Origin of the sequence: Actinoallomurus purpureus, from assembly GCF_024055795.1 — a bacterium.
GTDB lineage: Bacteria > Actinomycetota > Actinomycetes > Streptosporangiales > Streptosporangiaceae > Actinoallomurus > Actinoallomurus purpureus.
Genome location: NZ_JAMXMY010000017.1, coordinates 196,802 through 213,902 on the forward strand (window position 1 = coordinate 196,802; position 17,101 = coordinate 213,902).

The 17,101-nt window shown below is 71.2% G+C and carries 15 protein-coding genes; 1 reads left to right on the plus strand and 14 read right to left on the minus strand.

Translation table 11 applies throughout. The features are described from left to right. Positions 1-129: 129 nt before the first annotated feature. The 4 genes from NE236_RS28775 to NE236_RS28790 form a co-directional block, all read right to left on the minus strand. Positions 130-2,859, minus strand: coding sequence for an Rne/Rng family ribonuclease (locus tag NE236_RS28775; RefSeq protein ID WP_252845312.1), 2,730 nt, complete (start codon positions 2,857-2,859; stop codon positions 130-132). A 166-nt stretch (positions 2,860-3,025) separates the two neighbouring features. Next, positions 3,026-3,844: a TIGR03936 family radical SAM-associated protein gene (locus NE236_RS28780; protein WP_252845313.1), complete on the minus strand. Its 819-nt coding sequence runs from the start codon at positions 3,842-3,844 to the stop codon at positions 3,026-3,028. 67 nt (positions 3,845-3,911) lie between these two features. Then, complete coding sequence (locus NE236_RS28785; RefSeq protein ID WP_252845314.1) at positions 3,912-4,535, minus strand: hypothetical protein; 624 nt, start codon at positions 4,533-4,535, stop codon at positions 3,912-3,914. A 154-nt stretch (positions 4,536-4,689) separates the two neighbouring features. Beyond that, complete coding sequence (locus tag NE236_RS28790) at positions 4,690-5,751, minus strand: LacI family DNA-binding transcriptional regulator (RefSeq protein WP_252845315.1); 1,062 nt, start codon at positions 5,749-5,751, stop codon at positions 4,690-4,692. A 93-nt stretch (positions 5,752-5,844) separates the two neighbouring features. On the opposite strand from NE236_RS28790, the gene NE236_RS28795 reads away from it, so the two are divergent. After that, positions 5,845-6,033 (plus strand): hypothetical protein, encoded by a 189-nt coding sequence (locus NE236_RS28795; RefSeq protein WP_252845316.1) that lies wholly within the window; start codon positions 5,845-5,847, stop codon positions 6,031-6,033. Between the two features lie 103 nt (positions 6,034-6,136). Here the strand turns inward: NE236_RS28795 and NE236_RS28800 are convergent, their stop codons facing one another. The 10 genes from NE236_RS28800 to NE236_RS28845 form a co-directional block, all read right to left on the minus strand. Next, positions 6,137-8,059, minus strand: a complete 1,923-nt coding sequence (locus NE236_RS28800) for a TIGR03960 family B12-binding radical SAM protein (RefSeq protein ID WP_252845317.1) — start codon at positions 8,057-8,059, stop codon at positions 6,137-6,139. A 106-nt stretch (positions 8,060-8,165) separates the two neighbouring features. Next, complete coding sequence (locus NE236_RS28805) at positions 8,166-8,468, minus strand: PIN domain-containing protein (protein ID WP_252845318.1); 303 nt, start codon at positions 8,466-8,468, stop codon at positions 8,166-8,168. Between the two features lie 101 nt (positions 8,469-8,569). Further along, on the minus strand, positions 8,570-8,836 hold the full coding sequence (locus tag NE236_RS28810; protein ID WP_252845319.1) for a hypothetical protein: 267 nt from the start codon (positions 8,834-8,836) through the stop codon (positions 8,570-8,572). A gap of 142 nt (positions 8,837-8,978) precedes the next feature. After that, the gene (gene rodA, locus NE236_RS28815) at positions 8,979-10,145 is read right to left on the minus strand and encodes a rod shape-determining protein RodA (RefSeq protein ID WP_252845320.1); all 1,167 of its coding nucleotides are present in this window, start codon (positions 10,143-10,145) and stop codon (positions 8,979-8,981) included. 12 nt (positions 10,146-10,157) lie between these two features. Then, positions 10,158-12,302 carry a penicillin-binding protein 2 gene (gene mrdA / locus NE236_RS28820; RefSeq protein ID WP_252845321.1) on the minus strand — a complete coding sequence of 715 codons (2,145 nt, stop codon included), beginning with the start codon at positions 12,300-12,302 and terminating at the stop codon, positions 10,158-10,160. Positions 12,303-12,317: 15 nt separating this feature from the next. After that, positions 12,318-12,863, minus strand: coding sequence for a rod shape-determining protein MreD (gene mreD, locus NE236_RS28825; protein ID WP_252845322.1), 546 nt, complete (start codon positions 12,861-12,863; stop codon positions 12,318-12,320). A gap of 3 nt (positions 12,864-12,866) precedes the next feature. Next, entirely contained in the window at positions 12,867-13,859 is a 993-nt protein-coding gene (gene mreC / locus NE236_RS28830) for a rod shape-determining protein MreC (RefSeq protein WP_252845323.1), read from the minus strand. A gap of 11 nt (positions 13,860-13,870) precedes the next feature. Further along, positions 13,871-14,902, minus strand: a complete 1,032-nt coding sequence (locus NE236_RS28835) for a rod shape-determining protein (protein WP_252845335.1) — start codon at positions 14,900-14,902, stop codon at positions 13,871-13,873. 189 nt (positions 14,903-15,091) lie between these two features. After that, a complete protein-coding gene (gene ndk / locus NE236_RS28840) occupies positions 15,092-15,502 on the minus strand; it encodes a nucleoside-diphosphate kinase (protein ID WP_252845324.1) in 411 nt (136 codons plus the stop codon). A 131-nt stretch (positions 15,503-15,633) separates the two neighbouring features. Further along, positions 15,634-17,058 carry a hypothetical protein gene (locus tag NE236_RS28845; RefSeq protein ID WP_252845325.1) on the minus strand — a complete coding sequence of 475 codons (1,425 nt, stop codon included), beginning with the start codon at positions 17,056-17,058 and terminating at the stop codon, positions 15,634-15,636. Positions 17,059-17,101 lie beyond the last annotated feature (43 nt).

The window sequence follows — 17,101 nt, forward strand, 5'->3', positions numbered from 1 at the left end:
GGGCCTCAGGCGCGCTAACAACGGCGCGGAAAAGCGCCGGATACCTAGAGTACCGGATTCCCCGCCCGTAGGTCGAACCGGCCGGGTCCCGGCCGACACCCCCAGAGGGGCACGGCCGGGAGCCGCGCGTCAGTCGGCGGTCGCCTCGGACCTGGTCCGCGGGGAGCGCCGGGTGCGCCGGCGGCGGCCGTTGGCCGAGGGCTCGGCGTCGGACGCGTCGTGCCCGGCCTCCTCGGCGTCCGTGGAGGACGCCTCGTGGGCCTCGCCGGGCCGTGCGTCGGCGGCCGTCCCCTCGGCCTCCACGGGGCCGGACGTGGCCTGAGCGGCCTCCTCGGCGTCGGCCTTCGCGGCGTCGGGCTCCGCGCCCGCCTCGGCGTCGGCCTTGGCGGCGTCGGCTCGGGCCGTGCGGCGCTCGGCACGCGCCAGCTTGTCCTCGACGGCCTTCTCGACGTCGCCCTTGCGCTTCTTGCGGCGGCTCGCCGCGCCCGCCTTGTCCGGCTTCGGCTCGACCGGCGAGAGGGTGACGTGGATCCCCCGGCCGTTGCAGCACTCGCACGGCTCGGAGAAGGACTCCAGGAGCCCGCCACCGACCCGCTTGCGGGTCATCTGCACGAGCCCGAGCGAGGTCACCTCGGCGACCTGGTGCTTGGTGCGGTCCCGGGACAGGCACTCGAGCATCCGGCGCAGCACCAGCTCGCGGTTGCTCTCCAGGACCATGTCGATGAAGTCGATGACGATGATGCCGCCGATGTCACGCAGCCGCAGCTGGTGCACGATCTCCTCGGCGGCCTCGAGGTTGTTGCGAGTGACCGTCTCCTCGAGGTTGCCGCCCTGCCCGGTGAACTTGCCGGTGTTGACGTCGACGACGGTCATCGCCTCGGTGCGGTCGATCACCAGCGAGCCGCCGCTGGGCAGCCAGACCTTGCGGTCGAGCGCCTTGGCCATCTGCTCGTCGACGCGGTGGGACGTGAAGACGTCCTCGTCGTCGGTCCACTTCTCCAGGCGGTCGGCCAGGTGCGGGGCGACGTAGCCGACGTACTCCTGCACCATGTCCCAGGCGTCGTCGCCCTGGACGACGAGCTTGGTGAAGTCCTCGTTGAAGATGTCGCGGACCACGCGGATGGTCAGGTCCGGCTCGCCGTACAGCATTGCCGGCGAGGACGCGGTCTTCGACTGGCGGTTGATGTTCTCCCACTGGGCCGCCAGCCGCGACACGTCACGGGCCAGCTCGTCCTCGGTGGCGCCCTCCGCCGCGGTGCGCACGATCACACCGGCGTGCTCGGGCATGACCTTCTTGAGAATCTGCTTGAGCCGCGAGCGCTCCTTGTCGGGCAGCTTGCGGCTGATGCCGGTCATCGAGCCGTCCGGAACGTACACGAGGTAACGGCCCGGCAGCGAGATCTGGCTGGTCAGCCGGGCGCCCTTGTGTCCGACGGGGTCCTTGGTGACCTGCACCAGAACCGACTGCCCGGACTTGAGCGCCGACTCGATGCGGCGCGGCTGGCCCTCCAGACCCGCGAGGTCCCAGTTGACCTCACCGGCGTACAGGACGGCGTTGCGCCCCTTGCCGATGTCGACGAAGGCCGCCTCCATCGACGGCAGGACGTTCTGGACCTTACCGAGGTAGACGTTGCCGATGTAGGACTGGTGGCTGGACCGGTCGACGTAGTGCTCGACCAGCACCTTGTCCTCGAGCACGCCGATCTGGGTGCGCTCACCCTCCGAGCGGATCACCATGACGCGCTCGACCGACTCACGCCGGGCGAGGAACTCCGACTCGGTGACGATCGGCGGCCGGCGGCGGCCCTGCTCGCGCCCCTCGCGGCGGCGCTGCTTCTTGGCCTCCAGCCGGGTCGAGCCCTTGACGGCCTGCACCTCGTCCTCGACGACGCGCGCCTCGCGGACGTGGACGACGGTGTTGGGCGGGTCGTCGGACGCGATCTCCTCGCCGTCGGCCCCGGTGGCGCGGCGGCGGCGACGGCGTCGGCGACGGGTGCCGCCATCGGCCTGATCCTCGTCGGCCGAGTCCTGCTCGGGCTCTTCCTCGGCCTGCTGCTGCGGCTCCGCCTCGTCCTCGGCCTGGCCGATCTCCTCGATCTCCTGGCCGTCACGCGTCTTGCCGCGTCCCCGGCCGCCCCGGCGGCGGCGCCGGCGCCCGGAACGGTCCGAACCGTCGTCGTCGTCGTCGCCGTGCTCGTCCTCCGGCTCCTCGGGAGCCGGCGGGGTCTCGACCTTCTCCTTGACGTCGGCCTTGGGCTTGGCCTTCGCCTCGACCTTCGGCTGCGTCTCGGCGCGGGAACGCGACCTCGACGGCGCGGCCTCCTCCGCGGGCAGCTGCGGCGGCTGGAACACGACCATCGGCGGCTGGAAGGCGGCCTCGGGGACCGCGGGCGGCGGACCGGCCGACCGGGTGGCCGCCCCGGTCGTCTCCGTCGGCTCTGGCTCAGGCGCGGGCGGCTCGGCGGCGGCGAACGGCTCGGGCTCGGGTGCGGTCTTGCGGGGGGCGCGAGCGCGGGTGCGTTTGGTGGTGCTCTTGGCACTCGCACCGGCGTCGTCGCCCGGGGTGCTCGGCGTCGTGTCGCTCTGGACGCTCGCTGTCGCCGTGTCGCTCCCGGCGCTCGCCGCCGTGGCGGCCTCCGCCGACGTCGCGGTGGACGTCGCCGGGGCGGGCTCCGCGGGCGCCTGGGCCGACGCCGATCGGGTCACCGGCCGCCGGGTGGTGTCCTCCTCCGGCTCCGGTGGAGGACCCGCCGGACGGCTGGCGCGCCGCGGCCGTGTCGTCTTCTTGGACTGATCGTTGGTTTCGATGCCGTTGTCTTCGGTGCCGCCGGTGGCGTCACCGAACTCCTTGTCAAGCATGCGGGCTGTCTCCCGTCAGGCTCCCGGGCGCGACCCACGAAGGGTGCGCCGCACGGGAGCGTTCTGTTTGTCGTTGTCGTCGGCGTGGCCCTGGTGGGCCGTGCCGACAAAGTCATCAGGGGTGCACCCGGTCGTCCCCGAGAATCCATGCGCCGCACGGATCCGTTTACGACTGGGCGCCGACGGCGTCCGGCGCCGTGGCTCGTACGGTGTCCGCGCCCTCGGCGGCGTCATCGCCTGCCGGTGCGGTCTGCCGGTCGGAGGCCAGCGGGTCGGTGAGCTCACCGGTGGTCTCGTCGAGCGGCCCCTGCGCCAGCCGCGTCACCAAGGGCGGTGACGGCGGCGCGAGGTCGGCCACCTGACGAAGACCGGTGAGGACGTCGTCCGGTCGAACAGCGGGCGTCATGTGCCGAACAACCATTCGAAGTATGGCACATTCGACATCCATGTCCTGAGTGGCACGCCGGTCCAGCTCGCAAGCGATGACCGCTGCGCGAGCGTCGAAACGCCGGCGTCCCTTCTTCGTGAGGCGCTCGACCTCGATCTCATCGGCCGCCGTGAAAGCACGGACCGCCGCGCCGGCGACGTCAGGGGCGACGCCGTCGAGGCGCACCAGCCACCGCGATGCCTCCAGGCGGTCCGCCAGAGCCCCGGCCCGCGCCTCGACGACCTCGATGATGTCGAGTCCGTCGGGCAGCACGACGTCGAGGGCGGCTCGCACCTGCTCCGGATCGCGATGGGCGGTGAGCCCGATCTCGAGATACTCCGCCTCACTGGCGACCCCGGTTGCCGCCGCACCCGCATAGGAGATCTTCGGGTGCGGAGAGAATCCGGCGCTGAATGCCACCGGGATCCCGGCACGCCGTACGGCGCGTTCCACGGCCCGGGAGATGTCACGGTGGCTGGTGAACCGCATCCTGCCGCGCTTGGCATACCGCACGCGCAGGCGGTGGGTCACGGGGGCCGGCGCCGGGCCCTCCGGCATGGGTGCCAGGGTTTCGGTCCTTCCTACTCGTGCCGATCGAAAAGTCTCTGTCTCTAAGAGTACGGGGTCACGGGCGCCGCGTATCCAGCCCCAGTGCCCGAAAGACCGAACGAACGGCCGCTCCTGCGGGTTTCAGGACCTTGACGCGCAGCCATCGGGCGGGTCTCAGCACGGTGACGCGCCACGCCCAGGCGAGGACCCGCAGCACCGGCCGGACGAACGTCCGCCAGACCCACCGCACGGGGCGTACGAGGATGTGGAAGAGCACGATCCCGGCGAGGCGCCAGACGTGGGCGATCCCTCGACCCAGGGCGGCCAGCAGCGGCCACGCCGCGCGCCACAGCGCGACCAGTCCCCGGCCGATCCAGTGCGCCGCGTACGCGAACGGCAGGAGGACGATCGCCAGGCACCAGGCCAGGCCTCGTTCGATCGGCCGCAGGAGGTAGCGGTACACCGCCCGGCCGAGCGGTGCCAGGATCGTGTCGGCCACCCATCGCAGCGGGAGGACGACCAGCACCCGGAACAGCCACGCGATGGGCCGGATGAGGACCTGGTACACCAGCCACCCGATCGGCCGCAGGACGTACCTGCCGACGGCACGCCCGATCAGGGAGATCAGCTCCCAGAGCAACCGGATCGGCACCACGATGATCAGTGCGGGGACGGTGAGGCAGCCGGGTCCTTCGTTCACGCCTGTTGGACGCACGATCTTGCGTTCTCGTTTCGTTCTCTCGTACGGTCCCGGTCGTCCGTGTGCCCGGGCGGAGAGCGGCGCCGTTCGGCACGCCGCACGGGGCCGGCGCGGCGCGATCCGTCCTTCGCCCCGGCCGCCTCACGCACCGGCCTCACGCGCCGGCGTCGGGCGGAGGCGCGGTCGTACGGCGGACGACGAGCTCGGTCGGCATGATCACGCAAGGGGCGGCCTCGCCACGGGGCGGTTCGACGAGCAGCCGTCCCGCCGTGGTGCCCTTCTCCGTGATCGGCTGCCGCACGGTGGTCAGGCCCGCCGGCGCGGCGGCGGGCACGTCGTCGAAACCGATCACCGACAGCTCCCGCGGAACCTCGATCCCCCGCTGCGCCGCGACGTCCAGGACGGCGAACGCGACCTCGTCGGTCGGCGCCAGGACGGCCGTCGGCCGGGGGTCCGCGTCGAGGAGCCGGGCGGCGGCGCGTCGCGCGAGCTCCCGGTCGTTCGCCGTCCGGTCCAGGACGACGTCCTTCCACTCCAGGCCAGCGTCCTCGCAGGCGTCCCGGTAGCCGGCCAGCCGGGCGCGGCCCGCCCCGAACCGCAGGTCTCCGGGCCGGTCGAGGTCGAGCCAGTCGCGGTTGGTCCGGCCCACGACGGGCTGCACGCCCAGCACGGCGACGCGCCGGTGCCCGAGGCCGAGGACGTGCTCGGCGGCCCGGCGCGCGGCGGCCCGGTCCTCGATCCCCACGAACGGCACGCCCTCGACGTACGGATAGTCCACGGTGACGACCGGCAGGCGGCGGCGCAGCACCGTCTCGACGAGTGGGTGCCCTTCGGGGGAGAAAAGGCAGAACCCGTCCACCACCGCGTCCCCGATCACCTCCTCGGCGAGGTCCGGGGAGGGCCATCCGATGAGGTGGACCCCGGTGCCCGACTGTTCGGCGACGCTCGCCAGGCCGCGCAGGAATCCGACGGCGTACGAGTCGGCGAAGGCGTACGACAGCGTCTCGGTGAAGACGACTCCGATCACGCCGGCGCGACCGCGCCGGAGCGTACGGGCCGCCGGATGGGGGCCGGGATAGCCGAGCTCGCCCGCAACCTCGAGGATCCTCCGGCGCAGCTCCTCGTTGAGCTGGTCGGGCCTCGAGAAGGCGTTGGACACAGTCGTCCGCGATACGCCGACCCGGTCGGCGATCGTCTGCAGTGTGACGCGTTCCACGAGATGCACCCTAGTTCTGAATTGATTAAGAAGCGACCAGGACGTACTCTCGAAGAGGTAACTGAATCGATCAAGTCAATCAGAGAGGCCGACATGACTCCGCTGCAGGTCGTCACGTTCATCGCGGCGCAGGAGAACATGCGCACGCACGCGCGCTCGGCTCTGCCCGACGCTCCCAAGGTCCCCTACGTGCCCGAGGAGCCCCGCACGCCGGTCGTCCGCACCACCCTCGCCGCGCTGCTCCGCCGCACGGCCGCTCGCCTGGAGCCGTCAGTGGGATGAGCGCTCACGAGCGTGTTCGGCCACCCATGCCGCCGAACACCACCACAGCCGATCCGGCGGGTCCCCAAGGGGACCCGCCGGATCTTTTGGTGGACGGCCGGGCTCAGACGACGGTCAGGGGAAGAAGCCTCTTGCCCGTCGGGCCGATCTGGATCTCGGTGTCCATGGTCGGGCAGACGCCGCAGTCGTAGCAGGGCGTCCAGCGGCAGTCCTCGACCTCGGTCTCGTCGAGGGAGTCCTGCCAGTCCTGCCACAGCCACTCGCGGTCGAGGCCGGCGTCGAGGTGGTCCCAGGGCAGGACCTCGACCTCGTCCCGCTCCCGGACGGTGTACCAGTCGAGGTCGACCGGCTCGTCGGCGAGCGCCTTGTCCGCACAGGCCCTCCAGCGCTCGTAGGAGAAGTGCTCGCTCCACCCGTCGAAGCGACCGCCGTCCTCCCACGCCGCCTGGATGATCTTCCCGACGCGACGGTCGCCGCGGGACAGCAGACCCTCGATGATCGACGGCTGGCCGTCGTGGTACCGCAGGCCGATGGCCCGGCCGTACTCCTTGTCGCGGCGCAGGGTGTCCTTCAGCGCGCGCAGGCGCCGGTCGACGGTCTCGTGATCACACTGCGCGGCCCACTGGAACGGCGTGTGCGGCTTGGGCACGAACCCGCCGATGGAGACGGTGCAGCGGATGTCGCGGCGGCCGGTGGCCTGCCGGCCCGCCTGGATGACCCGCCGGGCCATGTCGGCGATCGCGAGGACGTCCTCGTCCTCCTCAGTCGGCAGCCCGCACATGAAGTAGAGCTTGACCTGCCGCCAGCCGTTCTCGTACGCCGTGCTGACGGTGCGGATGAGGTCGTCCTCGCTGACCATCTTGTTGATGACCTTGCGCATCCGCTCCGACCCGCCCTCCGGCGCGAAGGTGAGGCCGGACCTGCGCCCGCCGCGAGAGAACTCGTTGGCCAGGGTGATGTTGAAGGCGTCGACGCGGGTCGACGGCAACGACAGCGACGTGTTGGTGCCCTCGTAGCGGTCGGCGAGGTCCTTGGCGATGTCGCCGATCTCGGAGTGGTCGGCGCTGGACAGGCTCAGCAGGCCGACCTCCTGGAAGCCGGACTCCTTCAGCCCCGTGTCGACCATCTCGCCGATCGTCGTGATGGACCGCTCCCGCACCGGCCGGGTGATCATCCCCGCCTGGCAGAACCGGCAGCCGCGGGTGCAGCCGCGGAAGATCTCGACGCTGTAGCGCTCGTGCACGGTCTCGGCCAGCGGCACCAGCGGCTTCTTCGGGTACGGCCACTGGTCGAGGTCCATGACCGTGTGCTTGGCCACCCGCCACGGCACACCGGGACGGCCGGGCGCGACGCGCTGGATCCGGCCGTCCGGCAGGTAGGTGACGTCGTAGAACTTGGGGACGTAGACGCCGCCGGAGCGCGCCAGCCGCATCAGCAGCTCGTCCCGCCCGCCCGGCCGCCCCTCGCGCTTCCACTCGCGGATCACCTCGGTGATCGCCAGGACGATCTCCTCACCGTCGCCGAGCACGGCGGCGTCGAGGAAGTCGGCGATCGGCTCGGGGTTGAACGCCGCGTGCCCGCCCGCCAGCACGATCGGATGCTCGTCGGACCGCTCCGTCGCGCGCAGCGGGATGCCGGCCAGGTCGAGGGCGGTGAGCAGGTTGGTGTAGCCGAGCTCCGTGGAGAAACTCACCCCGAACACGTCGAACGCGCCGACAGGCCGGTGCGCGTCGACCGTGAACTGCGGGATGCCGTGCTCGCGCATCAGCGCCTCGAGGTCGGGCCACACGCTGTAGGTGCGCTCGGCCAGCACGCCCTCGCGCTCGTTCAGCACCTCGTACAGGATCTGGACACCCTGGTTGGGCTGGCCGACCTCGTACGCGTCGGGGTACATCAGCGCCCACCGAACGTCGGTGGAGTCCCAGTCCTTCACCGAGGAGTTGAGCTCCCCGCCGACGTACTGAATCGGCTTTTGCACCTTGGGGAGCAGCGGCTCCAGACGGGCGAAGAGCGACTCGACGGCCATGACGAAAAGCCTTCCGGGAACACGTATGGGATTCCCCTCACCCTACCGGCGCGGGTCCACCCCGGAGACCTGGTCGCCGCCTCTCATGGCACCACCCCTGCCGCGCTCAGATCCTCTCTATGAGCGGCAGTGTCAACGACGTCCGCGCCGCCCCACACAACTTCTTGATGTCTCCCGCGTCGCTCGTGATGATCGCCTTTGCGTTGATGGCGATGGCCGTCGCCACGACAAGTGCGTCGACCGCATCGGCAGCATCGGCGCGGCCCAGAAGCACCCCCGCGTGCTTGGCCGTCTCAAAGCTCGGATGCTCGATCACGCACCGGCGCAGGAACTTCGCCAGCAGCGCCTGCCGTGATCCATCACGCCACACCTGGGCGACGACCGGCGTGATGACCACCAGGTCCCGCACTCCCGGCTCTGCGACCTCGTGAAACGACCACACCGAACGTGCCCGTGACTCGGCGGCGATCAGAGCTCCTGAATCGAGGACCACTCTTACCGGGGCGACCATCAACCCGCCCTCCGCTCGTGCTCCCGGCCGTCATGGCTCTCTATCCGCTGCCAAAGCGCCTCGGCCTCGGCGAGTTCGACGGGCAGGAACGGGCCCTCCTCCGATTCGAAGGCACGTGTGGCTTCGTGGGCCGCCCGTCGGCGTGCGAGCACGGCGACGGCATCGGCGATAACGGCTGAGACGGAGGTCTCCTCCTCCTGGGCCTGACGCTTGACCATCTCCGCGAGGTCGGCGGGGAGGGTGATGGACAATTTCTTCGTCGCCATGGGCTCGATCCTACTTGAGTAGGATCGAGGTGCCCAGGCAAAAAACGTTGGCCGCTCCGCTGCGGCATCAATGAGGTACGGCACGGAGCGTACGTTAGCGGCTACTCTCGAACGTAGCCACTTGTTTACGTAAAGTGACGGATCACTCGTACGGGTTGTGGCGCAGGTGGACGGTCTGGAGGAGGCCGACGGCGACGAAGTCGGCGAAGGCCGACGATCCGCCGTACGACACGAACGGCAGGGGCAGGCCCGTGATGGGCATGATGCCGACGGTCATGCCGATGTTCTCGAACGTCTGGAACGCCAGCCAGCACACGACGCCGGTGGCCACGAGCCCGCCGAACAGGTCGGCGGCCTCACGGGCGATGCGCAGCCCGCGCCACAGCACCACGCCGAGCAGCGCGATGATCAACGCGGCGCCGACGAAGCCGAGTTCCTCCCCCGCCACGGTGAAGATGAAGTCGGTGTGCTGCTCGGGGACGAAGTGACCCGTCGTCTGCTCGCCGTGGAACAGCCCGTTCCCGAAGACGCCGCCGGAGCCGACGGCGATGCGGGCCTGCTGGGCGTTGTACCCGGCGCCCTGCGGGTCGGCCGACGGGTCGGCGAAGGCGGTGAACCGGTGGATCTGGTACGGCTTGAGCAGGTGGAACCACCAGACCGCCAGCGCGAGCGAGGCGCCTGCGCCGACCAGCCCGCCGACCCATCGCTTGGGCGCCCCGGACATCCCGAGGACCCCGATGATCACGGTGGCGAACACCAGCGTGGTGCCGAGGTCGGGTTGCAGCATCACCAGGCCGGCGGGCAGTCCCGCGAGCGCCAGGGCGAGCAGGATGTCGCGCCGCCCCGGCCCGACCTCCCCGTCGCGCGGCTCGCCGAGGATCATCGCCAGCAGTACGACCATGCCGACCTTGGCGAACTCCGACGGCTGGATCTGGAAACCGCCGCCGACCACGATCCACGAGTGGGAGCCGTTGACGGTGGCCCCGAGCGGCGTCAGGACGACGGCCAGGCCGACGCACGCGGCGGCGTAGACGATCGGGGCGTACGCGCGCAGGAGGCGGTAGTCCAGGGCCGTCGTCACGCCGCCCAGGACCAGCCCGATCGCCACGTTGAGGATGTGCTTCTCCAGGAAGCCCCCGGCGCCGGCGCGGCCGGCCCGGGTGGCCGAGTACACCAGGAGCGAGCCGACGACCGACAGGGCGAGCACGGCGAGGATCAGCGCCCAGTCCAGGCGCCGCGCGGGTGAGGCCAGCAGCCGTGCCGGCAGGGACCGCCGCCGGCCGACCGCTCCGCCGTACTCACTCTGCATGCCGCCACCCGGTCATCGACGTCTCCGATGGTGTGCCGTCGCGGGCTCCTTTCCCTCGGAGGTCACCGCGAATCCGGGTGGAGCGGCGACCGTGCCGTCCGGCGCGAGGCTCGGCAGCCGGTCCGGGACGTTGCCGCCGGGCAGCGCCGGGTTCTGGTTCTTCCCGAGGCCGTACATGCCCTCCCAGATCTCGCGGACGGCGGGCGCGGCCGTGGTGGCGCCGGTACCGCCCTGGGTGACCATGGCCACGACCACGTAACGCGGCTTGTTCGCCGGGGCGAAGGACGCGAACCAGGAGGTGTCCTTCTTGCCGTACACCTCGGCGGTGCCGGTCTTGCCGGCGACGGCGAGCTTGTCGAAGGGGAAGCCGGTGAACGCGCCGGCGGCCGTTCCGGACTTGGGCACGTCCGTGAGCGCGCTCCTGATGAAGGCGAGCACCTTCGGGTCGACCGGCAGCCGCCCGGCCTTCACCGGGTCGATGCGGCGCGCGACGGAGCCGTCGGGCGCCAGCACCGCCTTGCCGACCCGCGGGCTCCACAGCGTGCCGCCGTTGGCGAGCGCGGCGTACGCGCGGGCCAGCTGCAGCGGGGTGACGAGCACGTCGCCCTGGCCGACGGAGAAGTTGGCGGCGTCACCGGCGCGGAAGACGTACCCGTCGACGCAGTTCTCCGAGGAGATCGCCTTGAGGTACTCCGCCCGTGCCGGGTCGGTCTTGGCGACCTCCGGATAGCCGGTCTTGGCCCGCTTGCAGTCCGCCTTGCGGGTGTCGTTCCAGTACGCGAGCTTCCAGGCCCGGTCGGGGATACGGCCGGACGCCTCACCGGGCAGGTCGATGCCGGTGCGCCTGCCGAAGCCGTACGCCTTGGCCATCTTCATCATGGGGTCTTTGGGGTTCTTCACCGGGTGGATGGCGCCGTCGCGCTGCCACTCCTCGTAGGCGAACCGGTAGAAGATCGTGTCGCAGGACATGACGAGAGCCCGGTGCAGGTCGATGTCGCCGCCCGACTCCCCCTCGAAGTTGCGGAACGCCCGCGCCCCCACCATGTACGACGAGGGGCACGAGTAGATGCCGTGCAGGGAGTACCCGTCCTTGACGGCGGCGGGCAGCGAGGAGATCTTGAACGTCGATCCGGGGGCGAACTGCCCGTCCGTCGCGCGGGAGATCAGCGGCTGGCCGTGCTCCTTGCTGAGCAAGGCGTCGTACTCGTCCTGGGAGATCCCGCCGGTCCAGACGGCGGGGTCGTAGGACGGGTAGCTGGCGAGCGCGATGATCCGGCCGGTGCGCACGTCCAGCACCACGCTCGCCGCCGAGTCCGCCGGCGTGCCGCGGTGGCGGGCGTCCTTCACGGCGTGGTCGAGCGCCCTCTCGACGATGCCCTGCACCTTTGCGTCGATGCTGGTGACGAGAGCGCCGCCGCCGATCGGGGGCTGCTCGGAGGCGATGCCGGTGACGCGCCCCCGGCTGTCGACGAGCACCCGCCGATCGCCCGGTACGCCGCGCAGGTCGCCGTCGTAGATCGCCTCCAGGCCGTCGCGGCCGATCAGGTCGACGCCGCTGAACCCGGTCACCTTCAGGCCCTTGCGCTTGTTCAGCTCATCCTGGGTGATCGGCTGGAGGTACCCCAGGGCCTGGGGGGCGGTGGCGCCCTCGGTGCGCGGGTAGTCGCGCACCGGTTCGAGCTGCGCGGTCACGCCGGGGAAGTCCTCCTGGCGCTCCATGATCTGCAGGGCCTTGCGCGAGTCGACGCGGTCGTCGATGGGGATGGGCTGGTACGGCGAACCCGACCAGCAGGGCCGCTTGATCCCCGGTCCACATAGCCGGATCTTCAGGACGATCTTCTCGTACGAGGTGCCGAGCAGGGCCGCCAGACGCCGCAGCACCGCCCTGCCGCCGTCGTCCTGCCGGGCCAGCGCCGTCCGGTCGACCGAGACGACCAGAGCGGTCCGGTTGCGTACGAGCGGGCGGCCCACGTCGTCGAGGATCTGCCCCCGGACGGCGGGCACGACGATGTCGCGGATGCGGTTGTCGGCCGCGACCTTCCGGTAGTGCGCGCCGTTCATCACCTGCAGGTACCAGAGCCGCCCGCCGAGCGACAGCAGCAGCGACATGACGAGCACGTGCAGCACGACGAGCCGCACGTGCGAGCGCGGGCCCAATTCCCCCTCCTCCGTCTAGCGCGCCCGGTAGAAACCGGGCACCGCGTCGAGTCCACTGGGGCCGTGCTCGCGTTCGGCTCTTCGGGTCAGCCGCAGCACGGCCCACACCACGAACGGACTGGCGATCACGTCGTACAGCACCTGGGCCGGCAGCAGGTGGGACACCACCGGCCAGCGCGTGCGCGGGTCGCCGAGCATCATTCCCAGCATGGCGTACAGCACCGATCCGGCGAGCGCGCCGACGGCCACCGCGAGGAACGGCAGTACGGGCGAACGCTCCATCTCGTCCGCGGCCAGCCCGCAGACGTAGCCGATCAGGCAGTACACGAACGCGTAGCGCCCGATGGTGTGGTCGGCGGGCGGCACGATGTCGGTGGTCAGCCCGGCGAAGAACCCGGTGACCAGACCCGTCATCGATCCGTTGACCAGCGCCAGCGCCACCACGGCCAGGAGCATGAGGTCAGGGCCGACCGAGCCGGGCAGCGGCAGCCGGTTGACGACCGTCACCTGCACCAGCAGCGCGGCGGCGATGACGATCGTGGCCAGGACGTTGCGTGACATGGATCAACCTCGCGGCTTGCGAGACCTGCGCGGCCTCGGTGACTCGGCGGACGTGGAGGACTGGGCGCTCGCCGCCGGCGGCGGCGGCCGAGGCGGGCCGGCTGCCCGGGGCGGGGCCGGCGCCGAGGTGGTCGGTGCCGGGGGCAGCACCGCGTCGCGGGGGTTCTTCTTCGGGGGCGCCACGACCACGCCGACGACGTCGAGGCCGGTGAAGTGCGTGAACGGACGCACGATGGCGGTGCGGGTGAGTGATCCGGGCGTCCGCTCGATCCAGGTGACGGTGCCGATCGGCACCCCGGGGACGTACGGGCGGTCGCCCTGTGAGCCGAAGGAGACGATCCGCTGGCCCGGCTTGATCTCCACGGTGGAGTCCAGGAGCTCGAACGTCAGCGGCGAGCCGCTGCGCCGGCCGGTCCCCCGGACGACGCCGACCTCGCCCGATCCCTCGAGTCGCCCGCCGACCGAGGAGGCCGCGTCGGTGGCCAGGAGCACCGTCGAGCTGGTCGGCCCGACGCGGGTGACCCGGCCGACCAGCCCGTCTCCGGTGATCACCGTCATGTCGGTACGGACGCCGTCCGAACTGCCGGCGTCGATGGAGACGGTCTCCTCGACGCCCTCTCCGGCCGAGATGACCTGGGCGGCGACGATCCGGTAGCCGCCGAGACCGGCGGTGCCGAGTAGCCGGTGCAGCTGCTCGGCACGGGACTTGTCGATCTGCTGGGCGCGAAGTTGCTCGCGCAGCCGTTGGTTCTCGCGTTCGAGCCGGCCGATGCGCCGGTGTGCGTCCGGGCTGCCGAGGATGGTGTCGAGCGCGTGCCCGACCGGGGTGACGACGGCCGCCGCGGCGCCCTCGATCGGCCCGAAGATCGCCTCACCGAAAGAGCGCAGCCCGCGCAGCGGTGAGTCATCGCCCCCGCGGTAGTCGACGGTGATCATGGCCAGGGAGATCAGCAGCAGGATCCCGAGGACGGCGCGGGTTCGCCGGGTGTCGTTCACCGGCCGGTTCCCTAACGTCGTGGTTCGGGCACGAGGACCTGGCGCAGCGCCTCGAAGTCCTCGACGCACTTCCCGGAGCCGAGGACGACCGAGTCGAGCGGGTTGTCCACCATATGGATCGGCATACCGGTCTCTTCCCGGAGCCGTTCGTCGATGTTCTTCAGCAGGGCGCCGCCGCCGGTGAGGGCGATGCCGCGGTCCATGATGTCGCCGGACAGCTCGGGCGGGCACTTGTCGAGCGTCGTCTTGACGGCGTCGACGACCGTGTTGACCGGCTCCTCGATGGCGCGGCGGATCTCCTCGGCGGAGATCACGATGGTCTTCGGCAGGCCGCTGACGAGGTCGCGCCCGCGGATCTCGGCGTGCGGCTCGTCGTCGAACGGATAGGCCGAGCCGATGGCCATCTTGATCTCCTCCGAGGTGCGCTCCCCCAACATCAGGGAGTACTCCTTCTTCGCGTAGGAGATGATCGCCTGGTCCAACTCGTCGCCGCCCACCCGGATCGACTGACTCGTCACGATGCCGCCGAGCGAGATGATCGCCACCTCGGTGGTGCCGCCACCGATGTCGACGACCATGTTCCCCGTCGGCTCGTGGACGGGCAGGCCCGCACCGATGGCGGCGGCCATGGGCTCTTCGATGATGTAGACGCGCCGCGCGCCGGCCTGGTAGCCGGCCTCCTTCACGGCGCGCTGCTCGACACCGGTGATGCCACTGGGCACGGCCACGACGATCCGCGGCTTGGCGAAATGTCTGCGTTTATGGACCTTCTGGATGAAGTAGCGCAGCATGCGTTCGGTGACGTCGAAGTCGGCGATCACACCGTCCTTGAGCGGACGGACCGCGACGATGTTGCCCGGGGTACGGCCGATCATCCGCTTGGCCTCGATGCCCACCGCCACGATCTTCCCCGTGTTGGTGTTGATCGCCACGACGGACGGCTCGTTCAGAACGATGCCCCGGCCGCGCACATAGACCAAGGTGTTCGCCGTACCCAGATCGACTGCCATGTCACGGCCCAGGAACGACAGCTTGTTACCCATGAAGAAAGGGAGCCCTTCCGGATTGGCGGGCGTGCGGAACGCATTCTCATGGTAACGCGCGAGATCCCGGTTGACGCAGACCCATCCCCGCGCGTCGTGATCCGGGTCAGCTCTGCCCACGGCCTCCGGCCTGGGAAAACAAACGCGCGGGCCGACATACATCCGGCCCGCGCGGTTATGCGACCAATGTCAGAAAAGGTCAGGGAAGAAGAGCTTGACCTCGCGCTCGGCGGAGGCGGGAGAGTCGGAGCCGTGCACGATGTTCTCCTGGATCTCCAACGCGTGGTCGCCGCGGATGGTTCCCGGGGCGGCGGCGACCGGGTCGGTGGCCCCGGCCAGGGCCCGGAACGCCTCGATCGCACGCGGACCTTCGACGACCATGGCGACCAGCGGACCGCCCGTGATGAACTCGACCAGCGAGCCGAAGAACGGCTTCTCGCGGTGCTCCTCGTAGTGCGTCTCGGCGACCTCGCGCTCCAGCGTACGAAGCTCCAGGGCGACGAGCTTGAGGCCCTTGCGCTCGATGCGCGCGATGACGTCACCGACGAGGCCGCGGCGCACGCCGTCGGGCTTGACGAGGACAAGAGTGCGTTCGGACACGGATGATTCTCCTTGGTTCACAGGGTGCGGTCGTCGGCGCGGGCCACGGCGGGCGGTCACCGGCCGGCCGGAGCCCTGACCGTATCCGCGCAGGTCGCCACGGTCGGACTGCCGCATATATCGGTGCGATCTTACCCGGCGGGCAAGGCGGCTCCGTCCGATTCGGCGGAGCCGGGGAGGGATGCCCGCGGGCGGTCCCGGCTCACCCAGGCGGTCACGGCCGCGAGGATCACCACGATGACGCCCGCGGCGACGAGCCACAGCCGGTACGCGGCGGTCAGGGCGTACAGCGCCGCCATCGGGCCGCCTCCCGCCTTGGCGACCGCGCCGACCTTGGCGACCTGCAGCGGCCCGACGATGAGGTGGCCGCCGAGCACCCCGGGGAAGCACAGCGACAGGCCGAACAGGCCGGGACCGAGCTCCGTGTGGCCGAGCGCGGCCCCGACCGCCAGGCCCGTCCCCGCGCCGAGGGCCGTCAGCGCCACCAAAAGCGTCCACTGGTTCGCCGCCGCCCCCATGGTGAGCAGGAGGAAGATCGCGACGATGCCGAGGCCGTACCCGCACAGCACCGCGCCCCGACCGGTGCTCCGGCCGAACGAACCGGCCAGGAGGGCGGCGGCCAGGGCCCCCGCCGCTCCCGCCGCGAAGGCCGTCAGCGGCACGGCCCGCCCGCCGACCAGCCCGGCCAGCGGCCCGGTCACCGGCATGGTCAGCAGGCCGGCGGCCAGCATGACGACCGCGCACCCGAGCGGGCTGCCGGTGATGGCGTCGCGGGAGCCGACGACGGCCAGGCCGAGCAGCCCGGCGATCCCGCACGCCGCCAGGAGCAGTTGCGCTCCAGGCGACCAGTCGTACGTCGTGACCACCCCGAGGAACGCGAAGCCGGCGGCGGGAGCGAGCGGCAGGAGCAACTGGACGCGCTCCCCGCGCGGCGCGGGCGGCCGGACCGCCTCACGGCCCCGGCGCACCCGCAGCAGGCCGAGCAGGGCGGTGCCGACCAGCGCGATCGCGCTCAGCCACCAGTACGGACGCAGGATCGCCCGCCACTCCAGCCCGTCGGGGTCCGAGGCGGCCGTCGCGGCCAGCGCCAGCGGTGTGGCGAGCAGGAGCGCGGCGACGAGGACGCCGGCCCAGACGGACGACGCCGCCCGTCGCTCCCGCGCGAGTGCCAGGGTGGCGGGCAGGACGACCCCGCCGCCCACGCCCTCGGCCACGCGCACGGCGCCGACCACCGGGACCGACGTGACCCGCACCGAGAGCGCCTGGGCGGCGAGAAGGACGGCCAGCCCGGCGAACAGCACGAGCCACGCGGGCACGCGCCGGACGAGCGCGGCCGTCGCCGGGGCGACGAGAAGGAGGGCGGGCAGTGCCAGGCCGCAGGCGCGGACCAATCCGGCCGCCTGGCGGTCGGACAGGCCGAGGTCGCGCACTGCCTGCGGCATCACGTAGGACGCCGTGTCGGGCAGGACGACGACGGCGGCGGGGACGGCCGTGGCGATGACGACCAGCAGCACGGCGAATCCCGCCGCGTCGCGTTTCGCGGGGGGCGTGGACATCCGGAATCTCCTCAGGAGATCGTCGATCCCGCCACCCGAGATA